The sequence below is a fragment of the Luteolibacter sp. LG18 genome, from assembly GCF_036322585.1.
Lineage (GTDB): Bacteria > Verrucomicrobiota > Verrucomicrobiia > Verrucomicrobiales > Akkermansiaceae > Luteolibacter.
The window spans coordinates 5,103,261-5,124,397 of record NZ_AP024600.1 but is presented as its reverse complement, the minus strand read 5'-3'; the positions used below and the strand labels follow the sequence as shown (position 1 = coordinate 5,124,397).

At 63.9% G+C, this 21,137-nt stretch carries 15 protein-coding genes; 11 read left to right on the top strand and 4 right to left on the bottom strand.

Annotated features, from left to right (window positions below; all coding sequences use genetic code 11):
- The first annotated feature begins 16 nt into the window (after positions 1-16).
- Positions 17-781 (top strand): hypothetical protein, encoded by a 765-nt coding sequence (locus llg_RS20445; RefSeq protein ID WP_338286895.1) that lies wholly within the window; start codon positions 17-19, stop codon positions 779-781.
- A gap of 13 nt (positions 782-794) precedes the next feature.
- Here the strand turns inward: llg_RS20445 and llg_RS20440 are convergent, their stop codons facing one another.
- Positions 795-1,313: an FUSC family protein gene (locus llg_RS20440; protein ID WP_338286894.1), complete on the bottom strand. Its 519-nt coding sequence runs from the start codon at positions 1,311-1,313 to the stop codon at positions 795-797.
- 205 nt (positions 1,314-1,518) lie between these two features.
- Here llg_RS20440 and llg_RS20435 point away from each other — a divergent pair, with 205 nt between their 5' ends.
- Genes llg_RS20435 through llg_RS20425 form a run of 3 tightly spaced genes read left to right on the top strand, consistent with a single transcriptional unit; the run spans position 1,519 to position 6,099 of the window.
- Positions 1,519-4,671: a HEAT repeat domain-containing protein gene (locus llg_RS20435; RefSeq protein WP_338286893.1), complete on the top strand. Its 3,153-nt coding sequence runs from the start codon at positions 1,519-1,521 to the stop codon at positions 4,669-4,671.
- 25 nt (positions 4,672-4,696) lie between these two features.
- Positions 4,697-5,281, top strand: coding sequence for a DUF1080 domain-containing protein (locus llg_RS20430; RefSeq protein ID WP_338286891.1), 585 nt, complete (start codon positions 4,697-4,699; stop codon positions 5,279-5,281).
- Positions 5,278-6,099, top strand: a complete 822-nt coding sequence (locus llg_RS20425) for a sugar phosphate isomerase/epimerase family protein (RefSeq protein WP_338286889.1) — start codon at positions 5,278-5,280, stop codon at positions 6,097-6,099. Before llg_RS20430 ends, llg_RS20425 begins: the two co-directional genes overlap by 4 nt.
- 48 nt (positions 6,100-6,147) lie before the next feature.
- On the opposite strand, the gene llg_RS20420 is transcribed toward llg_RS20425, so the two are convergent.
- Positions 6,148-7,242: an alpha/beta hydrolase-fold protein gene (locus llg_RS20420; RefSeq protein WP_338286888.1), complete on the bottom strand. Its 1,095-nt coding sequence runs from the start codon at positions 7,240-7,242 to the stop codon at positions 6,148-6,150.
- A 170-nt stretch (positions 7,243-7,412) separates the two neighbouring features.
- Between llg_RS20420 and llg_RS20415 the strand changes: the two genes are divergently transcribed.
- From llg_RS20415 to llg_RS20405, 3 genes are all read left to right on the top strand, one after another.
- Entirely contained in the window at positions 7,413-8,645 is a 1,233-nt protein-coding gene (locus tag llg_RS20415) for a GAF domain-containing sensor histidine kinase (protein WP_338286886.1), read from the top strand.
- Positions 8,642-9,070 carry a ribose 5-phosphate isomerase B gene (gene rpiB, locus llg_RS20410; RefSeq protein WP_338286885.1) on the top strand — a complete coding sequence of 143 codons (429 nt, stop codon included), beginning with the start codon at positions 8,642-8,644 and terminating at the stop codon, positions 9,068-9,070. The genes llg_RS20415 and rpiB overlap by 4 nt, the downstream gene beginning before the upstream one ends.
- Positions 9,071-9,151: 81 nt before the next feature.
- Positions 9,152-9,280 carry a hypothetical protein gene (locus tag llg_RS20405; protein WP_338286884.1) on the top strand — a complete coding sequence of 43 codons (129 nt, stop codon included), beginning with the start codon at positions 9,152-9,154 and terminating at the stop codon, positions 9,278-9,280.
- A gap of 107 nt (positions 9,281-9,387) precedes the next feature.
- Here llg_RS20405 and llg_RS20400 read toward each other — a convergent pair whose 3' ends face one another.
- Entirely contained in the window at positions 9,388-11,577 is a 2,190-nt protein-coding gene (locus llg_RS20400; RefSeq protein WP_338286883.1) for a LamG-like jellyroll fold domain-containing protein, read from the bottom strand.
- Between the two features lie 6 nt (positions 11,578-11,583).
- Positions 11,584-14,445 carry an RICIN domain-containing protein gene (locus llg_RS20395; protein WP_338286882.1) on the bottom strand — a complete coding sequence of 954 codons (2,862 nt, stop codon included), beginning with the start codon at positions 14,443-14,445 and terminating at the stop codon, positions 11,584-11,586.
- A gap of 496 nt (positions 14,446-14,941) precedes the next feature.
- Here llg_RS20395 and llg_RS20390 point away from each other — a divergent pair, with 496 nt between their 5' ends.
- The 4 genes from llg_RS20390 to llg_RS20375 all read left to right on the top strand — a co-directional run bounded on the left by llg_RS20390 (position 14,942) and on the right by llg_RS20375 (position 21,125).
- Complete coding sequence (locus tag llg_RS20390) at positions 14,942-15,499, top strand: ECF-type sigma factor (RefSeq protein WP_338286881.1); 558 nt, start codon at positions 14,942-14,944, stop codon at positions 15,497-15,499.
- A gap of 2 nt (positions 15,500-15,501) precedes the next feature.
- Positions 15,502-17,613 (top strand): serine/threonine-protein kinase, encoded by a 2,112-nt coding sequence (locus llg_RS20385; RefSeq protein WP_338286880.1) that lies wholly within the window; start codon positions 15,502-15,504, stop codon positions 17,611-17,613.
- A gap of 326 nt (positions 17,614-17,939) precedes the next feature.
- Positions 17,940-20,093, top strand: a complete 2,154-nt coding sequence (locus tag llg_RS20380) for an autotransporter-associated beta strand repeat-containing protein (RefSeq protein WP_338286879.1) — start codon at positions 17,940-17,942, stop codon at positions 20,091-20,093.
- Between the two features lie 435 nt (positions 20,094-20,528).
- Positions 20,529-21,125, top strand: coding sequence for a hypothetical protein (locus llg_RS20375; protein WP_338286877.1), 597 nt, complete (start codon positions 20,529-20,531; stop codon positions 21,123-21,125).
- Positions 21,126-21,137 lie beyond the last annotated feature (12 nt).

Below are 21,137 nucleotides of genomic sequence, written 5' to 3'. Positions count from 1 at the left end.
CAGCCTACGTTGGACCATGCGCGCTCCTTTCTCTCCGCTCGGTCTCGCCATCTTGTTTGGGGTGGGCGTGGGAGGTTGGTGGATGGGGCGCGAGTCAGGGGAAAAAGAGGCCTCCAGATCGAAGCCCCCACCTCGGGAGTCTACCAAGGTCGTCGCCAGCCCAACTGCGGGAGAGAGGCGTGAGGGCCCGTGGGACGAGGAAACCAAGCGCCGTTTGGGGAAGCTGGCCCAGGAGCGGACCGAAGCGATGCGGGAGGCAGGCATGCTGGGGAAAAAGGGAGCGCCAAACTACCTGCTGACCGGCGAGGGCGGTCGTTTGACCCAACAGGCGATGCGGGATGCCGGGATCACCGATTCCCAAGCCGCCGCGGTCCAAGGTGTTTTGAATCGCGCGATCGAGGAGGCGTCACGCGAGGTGGCGGCGCGGGCCCGGCTGATTGCCGATGAGTCCAACCCAGACGCAGGAACGTTTGTGTATCGCATCCCTGCCTTGCCCGACGGGAGTGGGAATGCGGTAGGGCGGATGGAGGAACAGATCCGCCAGGTGGTGGGCGCGCAGGCGGCGGAAATCCTGCTCAGGTCCTTTGACCCGAACAACTATGTCTGCGGATTCGGGAAGTACGATGTGGACGTCACGGTTCACCGCTCGGGGGCGAACCCGACCGCCGAATTCAGTTTCACTTATCCGGAGACCAGCCAGGTGGTTCGCCGGGGCATGATCTCGGAGAGCAAGATCCGGCAGTATTTCGGCTCTGCTTTGGATTTGCTGGGGGAGCGGTGACGCGTGGAGATGTTTATTCCGTGTCGGCCGTCCGGGGAGAGTCCGTTTTGCGGAGGTTCCGGTGGAAGGCCAGCGTGATCAGCAGGGCGAGCACGCAGCCCGCAAGCACGGAGAGCAACCGCTTCGTCACGTTGTCCCAGAGATGGACCTGGGCGTCGTGCTGGAGCATGATGATGGTCACCGCGGCCAGGGCGGTGCGGCAGCTTGCCATCAGCTTGAGCCGGTCGCAGAGGAGGATCGCCAATGCGTAGGCCGCGCAGAAGGTGAGGATGCCGGGGCCTCCGAAGAGCAGGGGGATCAGGCTGCACGCCACGCCCACCAGGTTCGCGCCGATGCGGTTCAGGGCGAACGGGACCGAGTCCTTGTGATCGGGGGAAAGGACGAGCATGACCGAGATCAGGCACCAGCCGATGTCCGGGTAGTCGAGCAAACGGGAGAGCAGGAACACCGTGATCGTGGCCGTGAGGCACTTCACGATGTAGAGCAAAAGGTTTGGGGTTCCCTCGGTGGCTGGTAGAGTCGGAGAGGTCATGGCGTTCCTTGAACAAATGTTGGAAAGGGAGAATGCTTGAAAGAGCGGCTAGGCCGTAAGAGGTATTGTGCTCAAAATTTGCATGCATTTAAGATTCCTGCCCGTGACAATCGTCCCGATCATCCATCCCTTCCGATTTGCCCCGACTGTTCTTTTGGCGGCTGTGGCCGTGGCGGCTCCGGAAACCCAGCCGCTTGGTGACGGGTTGACCCGCTCCCTCGTGGCGCGGGAGCCGCTGCTGAAGAACCCGGTGGTCGTGAGCGTGGATGTGGACGGCTCGGTCTATGTGGCGGAGACGGCCCGCCGGTTGGCCGCGGACCTGGACATCCGGGAGTTCAAGCAATGGGTGCCGAAGACGCTGGCGCTGCGTTCCGTGGAGGACCGGCTGGCGCTCTATCGCCGCGAGCTGACGCCCGGCAATGTGTCTCCGAAGACCTCGGTGAAGGACCAGAATCACGACGGGGTGGTGGATATCCGCGACCTTACCGTGATTTCAGAAAAGATCCACCGCCTCACGGACCGCGATGGCGATGGGGTGATGGATCATTCGGACGTGTTCGCGGAGGGTTTCAACACCGAGGTCACCGGCGTGGCGGCGGGCGTGCTGGCCTGGCGTGGCGATGTCTACGCGGCGATCGTGCCGGACCTGTGGAAACTCCGCGATACGGAGGGCAAGGGCAAGGCGACGAAGCGGGAGGCGCTGCTCACCGGCTTCGGCGTCCACGTGGCCTACGCGGGCCATGACATGCACGGCCTGATCCTGGGGCCGGACGGCCGCCTTTACTGGACCATCGGCGACAAGGGCGTGAACGTGATGTCGAAGGAAGGCAAGCGCGTCGCCGCTCCGGACACGGGATCGGTGCTGCGCTGCTATCCGGATGGCTCCGGCTTCGAGATTTTCGCGAGCGGCATCCGCAACGTGCAGCAGATCGCCTTCGACGACTACGGCAACATCTTCGGCGTCGACAACGACTCCGACGCCAAGGGCGAGAAGGAGCGCTTCGTTTCGATCCCGGAGGGCTCGGACACCGGCTGGCGTTGCTACTATCAATATCGTGGTAACAGCTACAATCCGTGGATGGCTGAGTCGATGTCGGTGCCCAGCGGACCGAACCAACCGGCCTTCATCACGCCGCCGATCTGTCCCTACCTCGATGGTCCGTCCGGGTTCGCCCGCGATCCGGGAACGGCGTTGAACGATCGCTACCGCGGGGCGTTCTTCATGACCAGCTTTCCGGCCGGGAAACTCTACTCGTTCAAGGTCGAGCCTGCGGGAGCCGGTTTCCGGATGACCGACAGCCACCAGGTCGACAAGGGCCCGGCCTACGTCGGCTGCAATTTCGGGCCGGATGGCGCGCTGTATCTCGCGGACTGGGCGGGTGGCTATCCGTTGAAGGAAAAGGGCTCGGTGTGGAAGCTGGACGACCCTGCGGCCAAGGACAGCCCGCTGCGCCGGGAGACGGCGGCGTGGTTGAAAGAAGGGCCGGCGAAGGTCTCCGATGCGGATCTGTTGAAACGCCTGAAGCACACCGACCAGCGCATCCGCTGCGATGCCCAGGGCGAGCTGGCGAAGCGTGCCAGCGGCGTGAAGCTGCTCGGCGCCGCCGCGGCGGAGTGGAAGGATGAGCCGTTGGCCTGCACCCACGCGCTGTGGGGACTGACCCAGGCGAAGACGTTTTCACCCGCGCTGCTGAAGACCTTGCTGGCGGCGAAGCCGGAGCAAACCCGGGCCCAGGCCGCGAAGTGGGCGGGTGAGACCGCGGGCCAACCGGTGCCGGAGTTGATTCCGCTGCTGCGGGATTCCTCGCCGGTCGTCCGCTACCGTGCGGCGGTGGCGGTGGGCAAACTTCACATGACGGAGGCCGCCGATGGCGTGCTCGCGCTGCTGGCGGAGAATGGCAACCGCGATCATTTCCTGCGTCATGCCGGTGTCATGGCGTTGTCCGGGATGAAGCCGGAAGCGGTGGCCAAGGCGGCGAAACACGCATCGCCCGCGGTGCGCCTCGCGGCCGCGGTGGTTTACCGGAGGTTGGCGCTGCCGGAGGTTTCGGTGCTGCTGACTGACTCCGATCCCGCGGTGGTGGCGGAGGCCGCGCACGCGATCTACGATGACGAGAGCATCGCGAAGGCGCTGCCGGACTTGGCGGCCTTGTTGGAGAAAAAGCCGTCCGCTTCCGTGCCGGCGATCCTTCGTGCGATCGCCGCCAACCGGGTGCAGGCGGACGCGGCTTCGGCCGGACGCCTGGCCACGTATGCCGCGCAAACGTCCCTGTCCGCCGAGCTGCGCGTGGCTGCCCTGACGGCTCTGACTTCGTGGCCGAAGGCCCAGGAGCTCGACGCCGTGGACGGTCGCTGGCATCCACTCCTGGCCGCCGAGGTGAGCGTGGGCCGGAAGGCGTTCTCCGCGGTGGCGACCAAGCTGGAGCATGATTCCAATGAGGCTATCGCGAAGGCCGCGGGCGAGGCAGCGAAGGCGCTGGGGGTGGCGGCCGATCCGGCCCAACTCGCCAAAGATGCGACGGATACTGCCATTTCGCCCGAACTGCGTTTGCAGGCGCTGGGAGCATTGAAAACGGGCGCTCCGGATTCGTTCGCGAAGATCGCTCCCGCCTTGCTGACTGAAGCCTCTCCCGAGCTCCGGATGGGCGCGGCGAACCTGCTGGAGAAGGATCATCCGGCTCTCGCTGCCTACGCGCTTTCCGCTGCCCGGAATTCGAAGGTGGTGGCCGAGCGGCAGAACGCCCTTGCCGTGCTCGGAAGAAGCGGGGCTCCGGAAGCGGGCAAGGTGCTTTCCGAACTACTGGCGAAGGCGGCCACGACGCCGGAGCTTCAATTGGATCTCCTCACCGCGGCGACATCTCCGGAGCTCAAGGCCGCGGCGGAGTCCTTCCGCTCCCAGCTCGCAGCCAAGGGCGAAATTGGTCCCTTCCTCCCATCCCTCTCCGGTGGGAATGTCGCGAAGGGTAAGGAGATCTTCGAGGCGCACCTCGCCGCCCAATGCAACGCCTGCCACCGGATCGAGGAGGAGGGCAGTAACGTCGGGCCGCCGCTCACCCACATCGGCGCGAAGGGCCGGGATTACATCCTGGAATCGCTGGTGCTGCCGCAGGCGAAGATCGCTCCCGGCTACGGCGCGATGAGCATCACGAAGAAGGATGGCACCGTGCTCGCGGGCGCGCCGAAGTCGGAGACCGCCGAGGTGGTGGTGCTGCTGACGCCGGACGGGAAGGAAGTGAAAATTCCCGCTGCGGACATTGCCGGGCGCACCCCGGCCATCAGCCCGATGCCGCCGATGGGCTCGATCCTGAAACCGGAGGAACTCCGCGATCTCGTCGAGTTCCTGACCACTCTCAAATGACTCTCTCTATTGCATCATGAACATCATGAAAACCATCCGATCCGCAGCGCTGCTGCTCGCCTGCCTGGGTTCCGCCACTGCTGAACCGCTGACTCCCACTTCCGACCTCTCGAAGTTCGAGATCAAGGGGCCGGCGGAATGCTGGTCCATCAAGGACGGCGTGATCCTCGGCCAGAACATTCCTGAGAAGAAGGGCTCCATCTTGTGGACGAAGGTCAAATACAAGGACTTCACGCTCGCCGGTGAGTTCCGCTACAAGAACCCGATCGACTCCGGCGTGTTCATCCGCCAGGAAGGCGACCAGATCCAGTTGGGGATCTCCGGATCGCTGAAGCGGGATCTGACCTGCTCTCCCTACATCAAGAAAACCGGGAAGTATCCGGTCGAGGCCGATGTGAAGGACGTCTTCAAGGATGGCGAGTGGAACAAATTCGTCATCACGGCGAGGGGCAACCATTACCTCGTGTCGTTGAACGGCAAGCAGGTGCTGGATTACACCTCGGAGACCTCCATTGACGAAGGTCCGATCGGGTTCCAGGTCCATCCGGGTGTCGAAATGAAGGTTGAATTTCGCAATCTCGATGTGAAGGTGGAGACCCCCTCGAAATGAAATACGCGATCTGCAACGAGACCTTCTGGGATGGCGATTTTACCGCCACGTGTGAAGCCGCGGCGCGCCACGGCTACACCGGGCTGGAGATCGCGCCGTTCACTTTGGAGAATGTCGTCGACATGACCCTCGCGGATGCGGGGCGGCTGGGCAAGCACGTGCGCGATCACGGGCTCGATCCGCTCGGCTTCCACTGGTTGCTGGCGAAGACCAACGGCTACCACCTGACCGATCCCGATCCGGAGATCGCGGATCGCACGTTCCGCTATGCCCGCCATCTGGCGGAGCTGTGCGGGGCCATGGGCGGCAAGATCATGGTGTGGGGCAGTCCGCTCCAGCGTTCGCTGGCACCGGAATGGAACCGCGCCGAGGCCGAGGATCGTTTCGTTTCGTTCTTCCAGAAGCTTTCGTCGCATCTCGAGGCGGCGGGAGTGACCATCGCCTTCGAGTTCCTGGGGCCGAAGGAAACGAACTTCATCAACACCGCCGCGGAAACCATCGGGTTCCTGGAACGCATTGGCTCGCCGAACGTCCGTCTCCACCTCGATGTGAAAGCGATGGCGGCGGATAGCAAACCGATCCCGCAGATCGTGACGGACTCGCTGCCGTGGACGGCCCACTTCCACGCCAATGACCCGAACCTGCTGGGGCCGGGCATGGGGGAAATCGACTTCCCGCCGATCGCCCGCGCCTTGGAAGAGGGCGGTTACAAGGGCTGGGTCTCGGTGGAGGTGTTCGACCTCTCGATGGGACCGGATGAAATCGCCGCTCAGAGCCTCCGCAACATGCGCGAGGCGTTTTCCCAGCAAGCGGTGTAAGCCAGAATTGCTTCGAAAGGGCTGGCCCGGTGGCCAGCCCTTTTTCGTTCAGCCTTCCTTGAACAGCAGCGGCAGGAAGGCGGCGAGATTCCGCCTCCACACCCCCCAGCGATGGGCACCTTCGGTTTCCGTCCACGAGTGTTTCAGCTGCTTCTTGTCCAGCCAGGCATGGAGCGAGCGGTTCGCGCCGATGAGCCCGTCGTCCTTGCCGCAGGACACCCAGAAGGTCTTGAACGGGGTCTTGCCCGCTTCGGGGAAGGCGGCGTCGAGATCGGCCGGAATGCCGCCGCTGCTGAAGGCTCCCACCCAGCCGAAGGTGTCCGGATGGAGGAGGGCGGCCTGGAGTGATTCCGCGCCGCCCATGGAAAGGCCGGCCACGGCACGGCCATCGCGATCCTTGCGGATCTTGTAGTTCGATTCGGCGAGCGGGAGGACTTCCTCGATCAGCGTGTGGTCGAAGGCGGTGAGGTTCTTCTGCCACGCGCCGTCCTTGTTTCGTCCTTCCCAGCCGCCTGCCACCACCGCCATGTCGCCGTAGCCGAGCGGCATCACGATGACCATCGGCTCGGCCTTCTTGTCCGCGATGAAGTTGTCCAGGATCACGTTGGCGCGTCCGATGGTGGACCAAGCGTTGGCTTGGTCGCTGAAACCGTGGAGGAGGTAGAGAACCGGCAGCGGCTTTTCCGCCTTCGCATCGTAGCCTGGCGGGGTGTAGACGAAGCACTCGCGGTCGTGTGACGCGATTTTCGAGCGGTAGGCGTGGCGGTGGATCTCACCGTGCGGCACGTCGCGCTTTTCCCACGGGGCGTCCTTGCCGCCGGGAACGCTCAACAGGCTCTCGTTGCCGAAAAGCCCTTCCTTAAGCTCGGGGTTCTCCGGATCGGTCACGTGGCGGTCATCGAGCGTGAACGAGTAGCTGTAGAGGTCCGGTTCCAGCGGCGTGCTGGTGAAGGACCAGACGTTGTCCTCGCCCTTGGCGAGCGGTTTGCTGCCGAAGGCCTCGCATTGGACACTGGCCGATTTCGCCTCGGCATCCCGGACCCGGAAGGTCACGGAATGGTCCGGATGCACCACGGGAGAAAATGGATCCGCGGCGAAGGCGGTGAGAGTGGTCGCGAGCATGGCTGCTGCAAGGGTACGCATGGAACGAAGCCTAACACCTCTTGGTCCGCTGGCCAGCAGGTGAATGGAAAAGTTGCAGCCATGAAAGATCGGGCGATTCCACGGCGTGGCCGATAAGCTAAAGGGGGATTGAATTCAGGGATTGATGAACAATAATGGGGAAAAGGCGCCGTCCAATATCGCCGCAACCCATGAGACCGCCGATTCCCGAAAACAACGAGGCCCGCTTGGAAGCGTTGGCCAGCTATGGAATTCTCGATACGCCCGTGGAGGCGGATTTCGATGAATTCACGGCCTTGGCCGCGCGCGTTTGCGGGACACCGGTTTCGGTTATCACCTTCATCGACCGTGACCGGCAGTGGTTCAAATCGGAGGTCGGGCAAAAGGAAGGGGAAACGCCGCTGGAGACATCGTTCTGCGCCCATGCGATCCTGGAGGATGGCGACTTCTGTCTGGTGCCGGACGCGCGGCGGGATCCCCGTTTCCTGGACAATCCGCTGGTGATGTCCGATCCCGGGCTGCGTTTTTATGCTGGTGCGATCCTGCGTGACGCGCAGGGGTTCGCGCTCGGGACGCTGTGCGTGGCCGACATGAAGCCGCGGATGTTGCAGGACTTTCAGCGGCAAGCGCTCCGGCTGATGGCGAAGAATATTGTACAGATGCTCGAGATCCGCCGCCAAGCGGAGCAATTCAGGCAGATCAGCCGCAAGCTGAACGCCGAACTCAACCTGCGAAAGGAGATCCTCGGTATCGTGTCCCACGATCTGCGGGCACCGCTGGCAGCCATCCAACTGGTCAATCATGTGGCCGCGAGGGAAGTCGGCCGGGACCGGACGCCTCCGAAGGAATTGCTGGAGGATCTGGTCGAGGTTCTGGAGGACACGATGGGGGACATGCACCGGTTGATCGGCGACCTTTCCGACTATTCCATGAGCGAGTGTGGTACGCTTCCGATGCAGTTTGCGGACTGCCGACCGGGGGCGGTGGTGGAAGGCGTGCAACGCCGGTTCAAGCTGGCGTCGGAGCATCTGGGGGTTTCGCTGGTGGTGGAGGATGCGACGAATGGCGCAAGCGGTTTGAAGGCCGATGCGCAGCGCCTTTCCCAGGCCCTTGGCAATCTGGTCGGCAACGCGCTCAATTACACCGCCAAGGGGGGCAAGATCACCTTGACGGCGCGGATTCATCCTGACGCCGTCGAGTTCCATGTGCAGGATACCGGCTGCGGAATCCAACCGGACAACCTCGGTCGCATTTTCGATCCCCACTGGACGTCCGGGGAGTTTGAAGGCAGCCGCGGTCTCGGTCTCGAAATCACCCGTGGCATCGTGTACTCGCACAAAGGGACGCTGGCGGTGGAAAGCAAGCCAGGGGAAGGGTCGACCTTTACGATCCTGCTCCCGATCGCTACCGAAGAGGCCGCATGAACATTGCCATCGGTTCCGATCACGCCGGCTTCCGCTACAAGCAGGCCATCATCGCCCACCTCCGTGCGGCTGGACATGAGGTGACGGATTTCGGCACGGATTCGGAGGAGCCCGTGGATTACCCGCGGTTCATCCGGCCGGTGGCGGAAGCCGTCGCGGCGGGGCGTTTCGAACGCGGGATCGTGCTCGGAGGTTCCGGCAATGGCGAGGCGATCGCGGCAAACCGGGTAAGGGGCATCCGTTGCGGGCTGTGCTGGAATCTGGAATCCGCCCGGCTGACCCGCCTGCACAATGACGCGAACGTCCTCTCGCTCGGCGAGCGGATGATGGATGAGACCACGGCGCTGGCGATCGTGGACGTGTTTCTCTCCACTCCCTTCGAGGGCGGGCGCCACCTCCAGCGTATCCAACAGCTTGACGTCTGACCGGGTGGAATACAAAACCGGTTGATTTCCAGTGGCTCCGAGGCGAATCTGTTGGAACTGGGGAAGTCCCCGTCCCGTCCCATGAAAAAGCCGCTGCACACCCTGATCCGGATCGCCGCCCTCTTGGTCGCGGCCCACGCCCTGTCGTCCTGCATTCTGGTGAAACCGGAGCCCGATCTCTCGATCGATGGGATGCTGGGAACCCGCTGAATGGGGCCGGGTTGGCCGTCGTTCGCGGGATCAATAACTCCGCGGAACTGAACAGTTGGCGGTGAACGTATCACCGCCAACTGCTTGATTGTGTCGTGAGGTGAGCCTCAGGGGGCCACGGTGATGTTGTCGAATGACGAGGTATTGCCCGTGCCTGCCGTGCCGCTGGCGACGTTCAGGCCGATGTAGCAGTTGGTTGCCATGCTGACAGTGGCGGTGCTGATCGTGGTCCAGGTGGTGCCGTTCGTGCTGCGGGATGCGGTGAATAGATTGCCGGTCCGGACGATGCGGACCCACAGGTTCGGCGCGGTGCCGCTGCTGCTGGCGGTGGTGGTCGCGCTGCCTCCGGCGCTGGTGCGGCGCTGCCATTGCCAGGCCCCGCTGCCATTGACGGAAAGCGCCACCATCCGGGAGTTGCTCGCCAGCGTGTCACGGATCATCACGCCCACCCGCGCGGAGGTGCCGGTGTTTTGCAGGGTGCTGACGCGAGCGGTGATCGATCCGTCCCCGCTAAGCGCTTGATACACGTAGCGGAAGCTGTCGGTAGTGCCGCCGAGCGGGCCCGCTCCGGTCATGGTATGGACGTTGTTGTAGAACTCGGCGCGTCCAGTGAGCCCCGGGCTGCCGATGTCCACCGTCGCCCATGGGGAGGGGAAGGGCGTGATTGCCACGTTGTCGAAGGTGGCGGTGCTCAGCGCCGCATTGTTGTGGCTGGTCACCGCCAGTCCGACCGAGACGCCGCTGGCCATCGTCAGCGTGGTGGAGCCCACCAGCGTCCACGTGCTGCCATTGGCGGACACGTAGGCGGTGACAAGTGAACCGCTGCGGGTCAGGCGCACCCAGTTGTTCGGCGCGGCGTTGGTCGCCGGGCCGGCGGTCAGCGAGGAATTGCCGGAAACCGCGGAACGCCACTGGAACGTGAAGCCGTTCGATGGGGTGGCCGCCACGAATGCGTTCACCGCGCCCGGGCCGTTGCCGTCCCGGATCATCACCCCGGCTTTCGCCCACGGATCGGTGTTTCCCTGAGAGGTCACACGGGCTCGGATCTCGCCATCCCCGGTCAGTGTGGTGGAGGCGAAGCGGAAGGCGTCCGCCGTGCTCCAGATGTCGGCGCCCGACCCACTGAGCGTGTAGGTGCCGGAATTTTCCGCCGCGCTTCCCACGATGCCCGTGGAACCGATGTCCGCCGACGTCCAGCCCGCGGGCAGGGCGTAGTTGACGGTGACGTTCAGTGTGGTTTCCGCATACAGCCCGGCGGGGTCGGTGGCTCGCACGGTGAAGGTATTGGCTCCCGCGCTGCCAGGTGGCGGTGTGCCACCGAGCGTACCAGCCGCCGCCACCGTCAGCCACGCCGGGCCGCCGGTTTTGCTGAACGTGATCGCGTCCCCGGGATTCGCATCGCTGGCGTCGCCCGCGAGGCTGCCCGAGTAGGCCGTGCCGAGGGTGGCCGCGGCCTTGGTGAGCGGGTTCCCGGCGAAGACCGGGGCGACGTTGTCCGAGGTCAGCACGTCCGGACCTGCCTGGTAGTTCCCCAGCACCTGCTGGGCGCTGAGCGGGTAGTCGTAGGTACGGAACTCGTCGTAAGTGGCGTCGGTGTTCGAGTCCGCGGACCAATTCGAACGACCGAGCCACACGTTCAGGTCGTCGAGGGTGGAGGGGCCCAGCAAGGTGGGAACGGTGGAGACGAGCGCGCCGTTCTTGTAGAGTTTCCACGCGGACGACGCGGTGTCGTAGGTGGCCACCAGGTGCATGCGGGTGCCGGTGGTGGTGGCACCCGCGATGTCCTGGGTGCCTCCGCCGGTGAGATACTGGCCGCCGCGTTCGAAGCGGATGTCATTGGCGGTGCCGATGTTCGCGGTGACCATCAGGTAGTCCGCGCCATTGAAGTTGCCGCCGGGGCCGGTGATCTCGTCGCTCGAGTTGTTTCCGAAATCGAGGATGCGGGACCAGTTTTGAGCGCTTTGCACCGTGACCCATACTTCATAGCTGGCCTCGGCCAGGCCGGGGAAGATCTCCGCCGAGCCGGAGATGGTGCCGTTGGGCAGATCGATGTAGGCCGCGCTGGCACCGGAACCGCCGGTGAGACGGACGCCGCTGCCGGTGGCCGAGGCGCCGGAACCTCGGATGAAGCCGTGTGCGGTTCCAATGGAATCCGTGAGCTGTGAGCCATCGGCGAGCGTCCCGGAGGTGTTGTCGAAGCGGTAGCGGTGCTTCGGTGCGATCGTGAGCGCCTGCTGCGCGGAGGCGGTGTGGGCCGCGAGGCACGCGAGGGCGGTGAGAATGGAAAGGGTTTTCATGGGTGTTCAGAGGTCGGAGTCGATGAAGCGCCACTGCTGGTTGTTGGCGCCGGTGTAGGTCGATTGCTGGATATCCACGCCAGCGCCGCTGCCGGTGCCCGTGACATCGAGGCACATCGCCGGGGCGTGCGCGGGAGTGAGCCGCACGAAGCCCATGGCGGTGGGGGTGAAGGAGAACTTCTGGGAGTTCGCGCCGGTGTAGGGCTCCAGCACGGCCTTCGCGCCGTCGGCGGTGTTGCCGCCCGCGATGGCGAGGGTGACACCGGGTTGGCCCTTGGGATGGATGCGGAATTGTCCGCCGCCCACGGCCAGCATCGTCCAGCGTTGCCAGTCGCCACCGGCCCAGAACTGCTGTTCCACCTGGGTGCCGGAGTTGGTGCTGCGGTTGCGCAGGGCCAGCGTCCGGGTCTGGGCATGGCGGGGGATCAGCCGGTAGGTGCCGTCGTTGATCCCGACCAGGTAGGGCTCCCACTTCTCCTCGTCACCGGAGAAGTCATCGTACTGGATGACGTCGCCATAGTTGCCTCCGCCGGTGTCCGCGGTGAGCACCTGGTTGGTACCCCGGTGGCGCAGTTTCAGGTAGCCGTCCCAGGAGTTGAGCACGTCCCAGCGCTGGTTGTCCGCGCCGTGCCAGGTCCATTGCAGGATCTCGTCGTAGTTGTTCTGGCCGTTGTTGTTCACATCCAGGAAGCACGGGGTGCCTTTGTGGTTGAAACTGTAGGTGCCGTCGCTGTTGCGCTGGACCACCCACTGCTGTTCGGCGTTGCCGGTGTAGGTGGCGATGGCCGGTTCCACTCCGTCGGACGAACTGTTGCCCGGCACGGTGAGATACTGGTTGAAGCTCTTGTTCCGGAAGGCATACACGCCACCGTTCACCAGCGCGCGGTAGCCCTGCGTGTAGGTGGAGCCGAGATCGACCTTCACATACATGTGGTGCGGCCAGTCGGTCATCATCCGGCCCGCGGTGGTGATGGAGATGCCGGAGACCGCGTCCGTCCATGTTTGACCTTGGGCGAGCGGCGCGTTGCCCGTGTCCCCGGAAGGATCGTTCAAGTCGATCACGTGGGAATCGCCGAAGCGCTCGCCATTGACACCCACGATGTAGGCACCGGTGTTGAAATTGCCCTGCGGCACGCCATCGCCGCGGAACATGACCCAGAGGTCGAGACCGTTGTCGCGGGTGATCTTCAGCACCACGGGCTTGGTCCAGTCGCCCCAGCCGTCGAACTGGTTGATGCGGTAGGTGCCGGAGTGGGTCACGGGCACCACGGCGCTGTCCGGCAGCCAGCCGAGGAGGTTCTTGTAGTAGGCGTTGAAGTCGCTGAATGGATTCGTGCCCCAGGCGTTGCCCATCGGATCGCTGGCATCGCCGTATTCCACGTGCCAGCGGTTGTCGGATAGCGGATTGCCGTCGCTGGATTGCCATGAGTTCGCGTGCGGCAGCCAGAAGACATGGCCGTACTCATGGATGAGCAGGCGCTTGTCCACGTTGTTGTTGCACCAGATCGCGCCGCCACCGCCCCAGCCGGCGGCACCGGCGTCCTTCAGCACCACGTCATGGATGATGACCCGGCATGAGAAGGCGTCCGGATTGTAGCCTTGGGCGAAGGCCGCGGCGCGCGCGTCGTTGAGGATGTCTCCCCAGTAGGGGCCGTTGTTGTAGTAGGCGGTGTCATGCGGCATGCGCAGCACCGGGGTGACGGTGGGCGAGGCCACGCGCGAGGTGCCGTAGGAGAACCGGTTCACCATGTAGTCCACGCCGCCCCAGTCGTCCACGTTGCCCCGCAGCTCCGCCTCGCTGAAGCGGTTGCCGGTGTGGTCGGGGAAATCGACCCGCATCATGATCATGGTGTTGGTGCCATGGGTGAGGCCGTAGGGTGGCTTGCCGGGATAGTCGGCGCTGCCGTTGACTCCGCTGGAGGATAGCGACCGTGGCGCGTTCGCATCCGCGGTGATGGCGGAAACGGCCTGCATGGCGGACATCTGCTGGCGTTCGAGGCGTTCCATGCGTGTCTCGAAATCCTCGGCGCAGAACGGGCAGCACATCGTGTAGCCGTGGTTGCCCACGAGCATCGTGGTGGTCTCGACATCCTTCTTCTCCGTCGCATCCGGCACCACGGGAGTGCCGCCGGTGATCACGCAGGTGTCGGTGGTTTCCGCCGCGGTTTCGCCGGGTTCCAGTTTCCGCACGGGGCTGTCGAGGATGGCGAGCTGTCCATCGAGCGCGATGCCGTGGATGGAGACGTCCTTCAGGGAGGGCGTTAGGGCCCGGTCACCATAGCGGTACGCCTCGAAGGTGGTCGATCCGATGCGCGCCTGCTCGATGGTGGGCACCACGTGGTCGCTGTCCGGCTGGGCGAGTCCCATGACGCGGAAGACATCGCCTCGGTTCGAAACGCGGTCCTCCAGGAGGTTCTGGATCTCGGCGGGCAATTGTTGGCGGACGATTGCCGGCGGGGTGCTCGCGATCGCCTCTCGCGGATCGGTGGTGATGAGGCGACGCATTTCCACGCGGCGTGCATTCGCGAGCTTGCGGCCCTCGTCGATCATCGTGGCGCGGACGATGGGATCGGCTTCGAGATACCGGTGTGTCCACGCGGCGAACGCGGCCAGGGGTTCACGCCCCGGATTCGGCCATGAGCTGCCGAACAACTCGCGATCCGGTACATGGCGGGCGGGGGAGTTCTTGGCGCCGATCGGGCCGGATGGAGGAATGGTGGTATCCCTCGCGGGCACGAGGTCGGTCTGGATTTTGGCAACCGCGTGGTCGCCCGAAGGGGCACGCTCCGCGGTGGGATGAAACAGCGCGAACAACAGCACTCCAGTGGAGACGATCGCGGCAGAGACAATCGGTTTCGTTTTGTTCATGGGGTATCACTGCCCATGAGGCTCCCGCTCCCGCGATCGCGCCTGGCGTTCACGGGATGGGGCCCGGGTAGGTTTGGTTTGGGTTTCAGTCTTCCCGCTGGCCGCGCCTCCATCGCCAGCGTGGATGGAGATGGAGGCGGGAGCGGGATTCCGAGGGGCCCATGCAAAAGCCCCTCTCGTTAGAAGCGGATCTGCCTCCCGAAACCCGACAGGCGTGATCAAAAGATTGGGTATGACATCACGCATGCCGCTACCCGCCACCGCGGGTGGACATGGGAGTCATCGGCCGCGGTAAATGCACCAGCATGCAAGGCCGATGTTTCATGCAATCAATGGATGTGAACGACGACAGTGGGCTCCTGTCACTTTATGTTTGCCATCGTCCTTTGTTTCCGGCGTTCGTGATAGCCACCCCATGCCGCACGGCGTGGTCCGGATGCTTCTTGTGGTGCATCCCGCGGCGTGCGATCCTTGACAGTACACCCTTGCCCGGAACGTGAACGAAATCAGGCGTATCCTCGAATCCGCGAGCCAGCATGGCGCAGGCGTCTCGTCCGAATTGCTGCCGTTGGTCTACGATGAGCTGAGGGCCTTGGCCGCTTCCAAGTTATCCACGGAAGCCCCCGGGCAAACGCTGCAACCGACCGCATTGGTCCACGAGGCATGGTTGCGGGTGTCCGAGGATGACGAAGCGCTGTGGAAGGACCGGACGCATTTTTTCCGCACCGCGGCATTGGCGATGCGGCGTATCCTGGTGGACCGCGCCCGCGCGAAATCGAGCCAGAAGCGCGGGGGGAAGAGGGCGGAGGTGGACATCGAGGATTTCGATGTGGAAATGCCGACGCTCGACGAGCGGGTGCTGCTGGTGGACGAGATGATGGACAAGCTGGAGCAGCGTGATCCCGAGAGCGCGCGTGTCATCACGCTCAAGTTTTTCGGCGGACTCACCAACAAGGAGATCGCGGAAATGGATGGCGTCACCGAGCGGACGATCGAGCGCCAGTGGGCCTTTGCCCGGGCGCGCCTGCTCCAGTTGATCCGCGACGAGGGCTGACCATGGATCCGGATGTCGAAAAATTGCTCTTCGCTGCCGCGACCGGATTTTCCCGGCCTGAGGAGCGGAAGTTGTTCCTGGACCACGTGTGCAAGGACGACGCGCGCGGCCGCCGCGATCTGGAGGATCTGCTTCGCCTTAACGACGCGGCGGAGTCCTTCTTCGATCTCCAGCCGGAGGTAAGGGCCGAGGGCGGGCGTTCGGAGGACGAAGGCCTCGGTGCCAGCATCGGGCGCTACCGCTTGATCGAGCGCATCGGTGCGGGCGGCTGCGGTGTGGTCTACCTCGCCGAGCAACAGGAACCCGTGAGGCGGAAGGTGGCGCTAAAGGTCATCCGGGTGGGCATGGACACGGAGCATGTCATCGCCCGCTTCAATGCGGAGCGCCAGGCGCTGGCGATGATGGATCATCCGAACATCGCGCGGGTGTTCGATGCCGGTGCGACGGCTGCCGGGCGTCCCTACTTCGTGATGGAGCTGGTGGATGGAGAAAGGATCACCGACTTCTGCGGGGCGGGGCTGGAGCTGCCGGAACGCCTGCGTCTGTTCGTGCAGGTTTGCCAGGCCATCCAGCACGCGCATCAGAAAGGGGTGATCCATCGCGACATCAAGCCGTCCAACGTTCTCGTCCACCGACATGACGGCGCGATGGTGCCGAAGGTGATCGACTTCGGAATTGCGAAAGCAACCACCGGCGGCCCCGGTGAGGATGCGACGTTCACCAAGCTGGACCAGATGATCGGAACGCCCGCCTACATGAGTCCCGAGCAGGCCGCGGGCGGAACGGACGTGGACACCCGCAGCGATGTCTACAGCCTGGGTGTGCTGCTCTACGAACTGGTGACGGGGCGCCCGCCCTTCGCGGCGAAGCGCCTCACCGAGGCCGGAATGGAGGAGACCCGCCGCATCCTGCGGGACGAGGAACCACCCTTGCCTTCCTTGGTCGTGGAGAACAGCGGCCTGGGGGATCTCGATTGGGTCATCATGAAGGCGATGGCCAAGGAGCGCACACGCCGCTACGACACGGCGAACGGCCTGGCGATCGACGTCCTGCGGTATCTCGATGATGAGCCGGTCTCGGCCCGCGCTCCAACGCGCCGCTACTGGCTCGGCAAGCTGATCCGCAGGAACAAGATGGTTTTCGCCGCGGGGTGCGCCGCGGCCATTTGCCTGCTCGCAGGCTTCGGCGTTTCCACGGTCTTGTTCCTGAGGGAAAAGCGTGCGCTGGATGAGCTTTCGCGGCAGCACCGGATCGCGGAGGAGGCCCGCGTCAACGAGCAGTTCCTGCGCGAAGCCGCGGAATACCGCGAAAGCGTGGCCCATGCCGCGGTGCAGATCGGGCGCGGCAACCTGGAGGAAGCGGATCGCCTGCTGGCCTCCGTGCCCGTGGACCGCACGCCGGTGTCGCTGGAGGCGGCCGATTGCTACCGGCGTCTCGCGGAGTGGCACGTCCTGGCGAAGCGGTATGATCGTGCGGCGGACCGTTATAGCTCCTCGGTCCACGCCTTCGCCAACGTCGATGACGCGGACAGCAACCACATTTCCTTCGACCTCCTGCCCGCCACTTCCGCGCTCTGTTACGCGGGAAACGAAGCGGGGTATGAGAAGATCCGGGAGTTCGCGATCCAGCGGTTTTCCGGCACTCGCCATCCCCAGGTGGCCGAACAGGTACTCAAGGCCTCCCTGCTGAAACCCGCGCCCGCATCGCTGCTGCGGAAACTCGATGAGATGGTCGCGTTGGCCGAGATCTCGGTGAACGATCCCAACGGTTGGGTGATCCACGACCAGCGGCTTTCGGCGTGGTTTTGTTTTGCCATCGGACTGAAGGCTTTCCGGGAAGGGGATGATGAACGGGCCTCGGTGTGGATGAGCCGGTGTTTGAACTTCCCGGACGTCAACGAGGCGCGGGTGGCTTCCGTGCGCTGCATCACCGCGATGATTGAGAGCCACCGGGCGAACCGGACTGGTGCCCGGGCCCTCGTGGGGCTCGCCCAGGAGCCAATCGAGACTGTCCTGGAGGGGGAGCTGCCGCTGATTGGCCCGAATGGCCTGTGGCTGGATTGGCTCAATGCGGCCCAGTTTCTGGATGAAGCCAGGCGGACCTTGGGCCCGTGAGTTTGATCGCCCGTTCGGTGCCGTAATTTCTGCCATTCAAATCTGTCGGGTTTCCGGATGGTTTACCGCTCTTCTAATGTGAGGGGAGCTTCATTCGCAGGGCATCCCCGAGGCTTTCCCGGGTACGATGCAATGTAGTGGCCGGCATTCTCCTTGATAGGGTGGGTGTCGGCTACACTTACGGGCAGGGGAAGGGTGAAAGTGAAATGTCGGGTTTTGGGGAGGAATTCCGCTTCTCGGACAGGATTGGATCGGATCGATGAACCCCGCTTCGGGGGGGATTGGTGAATGTCCGGGATGTATCCTCAAAAAACCTGCTGCATTGCATGAATCTGAAATCAAAGCCCTTCGCCTCGGCCACCTTGCCCGCGCTCACGATCGCGCTGTCTGTGGCCGGACTGTCCACCCAATCCGCCCGGGCGGATGCCACCTGGGTGGGTGACACCAGCCAGGACTGGAACAACGCCGCGAATTGGAGTTCCGATCCGGCGAATCCGACCGGAAATTTCTTCATCAACACCGCGACCGGTAACTTTCCAACCCTGGGGGCGAGCTCCGCTTTCACGCCGGTGGACCTCGTGCTGGGGGACGGCACGGGAAACTCCGGTCGCTTTGATCAATCCAGCGGCGCGCTATCCCTTGCCGTGGTGAACGCCTCCGGGAACTGGATGTTCGTCGGCCGCGGGGGCGGCACCGGTACCTACAATCTCACCGGTGATGCGAGTATCACGGTGGGCAAATTGCACGTGGGGGGCGGATACTACGTTCCGGGCGGAAATGGCACGGTCACCGTCAATACCAGTGGCATATTGACCGCCACCTCGACCGCGGCTTACGGCTATATTTTCGGCGGCAGCGGCTATGCTTCGATCAATCTCGGCGTCGGTGACTTCGGGGCGAACCTCGGCACCGGCACGCTCAATCTCCAGAACGGCACCATCAATGCGGCGGGCGAGGTGTGGGTGGGATCGTTCGGGGGCACCGGCACGCTCAACATGACCGGCGGCACCTTGAACGCCACCTATCTCACCACCTGCCGCTGGGTCGGCACCGGCACGGTGAGCATCGCCAATGCCACGGCGAACGTCGCGGCAGTCGCGAACTGCGGAGCGGGCGCGGCCACGGACGTGGTGAAGGGCACCATCAATGTGAACGGCGGCGGCATTGTGAACTCCGAGGGAGATGTCACGCTCGCCTATGCGGGCAGCGGGACAAACGGCGCGTTCGGCACCATGAACATCGCATCGGGCGGCGTGGTGAACGTGGCCACCACCACCGAACGCTGGGTCATCGTCAACCAATACGACACCATTCCGGGCACCCTGAACGTCAGTGGCACCCTCAATCTCAATGCCAACACCGACCTGCGCTTCAGCACCGGCGGGAGCACCGGCACCAGCGTGGTGAACCTCAATGCGGGGGCCATCACGTCCTACAGCGGCAACCAGACCGGCACCCTGACCTCGGGCGATCTCGATCTGAACTGGGGCGGGGGAGCCAGCGCGAACAATACCTTCAATCTCAATGGCGGGGTTCTGACGATCCGCGCGGTGGTCACAGGCAGCGACAACGGCACCGCCGTGTTCAACTTCAACGGTGGCACGCTGAAGGCTGCCAACACCAACGAGCCGAATTTCCTCAATCTCGGTGGAGCAAGCCAGCGCGCCAACGTCCGGGACGGTGGTGCGATCATCGACACCAACGGCTATGATGTGACCATCGCCCAGCCGCTGCTGCACAGCGATGTCGGTGGCGACGCGGCGACCGATGGAGGCCTCGTCAAGAACGGCGCGGGCAAGCTCACCCTGACGGGAGCGAACGGCTACAATGGCAACACGACGGTCAATGGCGGTACCCTCGGTGTGAATGGATCTTCCCTCTCCGATACAGGGAAACTTTCCATCAACGGTGGCGGCGTGGTGGAACCCAGCGGCTCCGAGGTCGTGGACAAGTTGTACTTCGACGGTGTCGCTCAGGCCTCCGGCACCTGGGGCGCCTCAGGTTCGGGTGCGACCCACATCGACAACGTCCGCTTCGCTGGGACCGCTGGAGTGGTGAGCGTGACTTCAGCCGGTGGAGCGTTGACCTATTCGGATTGGGCCGACCTGAAGGGACTCAGCGTGTCGAACCGCGGTGCGGCAGAGGATCCTGACCACGATGGAATCTCCAATGCGTTGGAGTTCGTGCTCGGGGGCAACCCGTTGGCATCGGACGCGGCGAACCTGCCGACCGTGACCACCGATGCCACCAACTTCATTTTCACCTTCAACCGTTCCGACGATTCCGAAGCCGAGGTGGCGCTGACGTTTCAATACGGTTCCAATTTGACCGGTTGGACCGATGTTGCCATCGGTCCGGTCGACGCCGCGCCGGTCTTCGTGGTCGAGAATGGTGCCGCTCCTGATACGGTGGCGGTATTCATTCCGAAATCGAATGCGGTGGGCGGCAAGCTTTTCGGCCGACTCAAGGCGACCAAGTAAGGGGCGGTGCCGCGCTGACCAAGTCTCAAATCTTGACCAAGCCGCGAGCGGAAACGTCGCGGACTGGCGAGGGCTGTGTCCGGGCGGTTCGGGTTTTTCCGTCCGGCACAGCTATCCTTCTCCTGCGGGTTGCGTGCGACTTGCAATGAACGCCTTCCGATTCCATGCGGTCCTTTCCTGGGGCCTGAAAATGGAGGTGTCCTGTCGGGTTTCAGAGCGAGATTACGCTGATCCACCTGCAATGCCTGTTACCCAGCATGCGGGATGACGGGCTCACCTAGAGGCCCCATGAAATTCATGAACAAATTCTCACCGCGTGTTTGGCGTGTGGTCTTCCTGGCGGGCGGGCTGGTCGTCACCGCGATCGTCATGCGTGACCATAGCCGGTCGGGATCCCCACTTGCCGTGGTTTTGAAGGAATCCACCGCTTCCTTCATGCCCGCTCATCCGCCGCAGGAAGCCCGGGGCTCGGAAGGGGTCCCGTTACGTCCGCTGCCGGTTTCATTCCGCACGGCGCAGCATGAGTGGACCACCGAGGACGCGAAGGTGCCGGAGGTCATCGCGAAGCTTGTTCACAATCCGGATGAGTTCCTCCGCATGGTGGACGAGAACGACCGGATCAAGCACCGTCAGCTCGTATACCGGAAGGATACGGTGCCGCAGCTCCTCGACCGTGGCCAGCCGCTCAGGACGTTCACCCTTCCGGGGCTCGATGGCCGCGAGGTCGAGGTCGAGGTGACCGAGATCCATCGGATGCCGGACGGCAGCGGCGGCAGCGTGAATGGTAAAGTGAAAGGCCGCTTCAACTCCCTGGTCTCGCTCGGATTCGCCAACGGTTGCGAGTCGTTCAACGTCCTCTCGCCGGACGAGGGATTGTACCTCACCGCTGATGCCCGCGAGCCGGGCGAGGTCTTCGTGAAGGAGATCGATCCCAATGTTTATGGCAGACCCCCGGAGACCAGCACTCCGGATTTCATCCTGACTTCCCAAAGGCCCCCGGGCACGAAGCCCGGTCCTGTTCGCTCGAAGTAAGAAACACCCGCC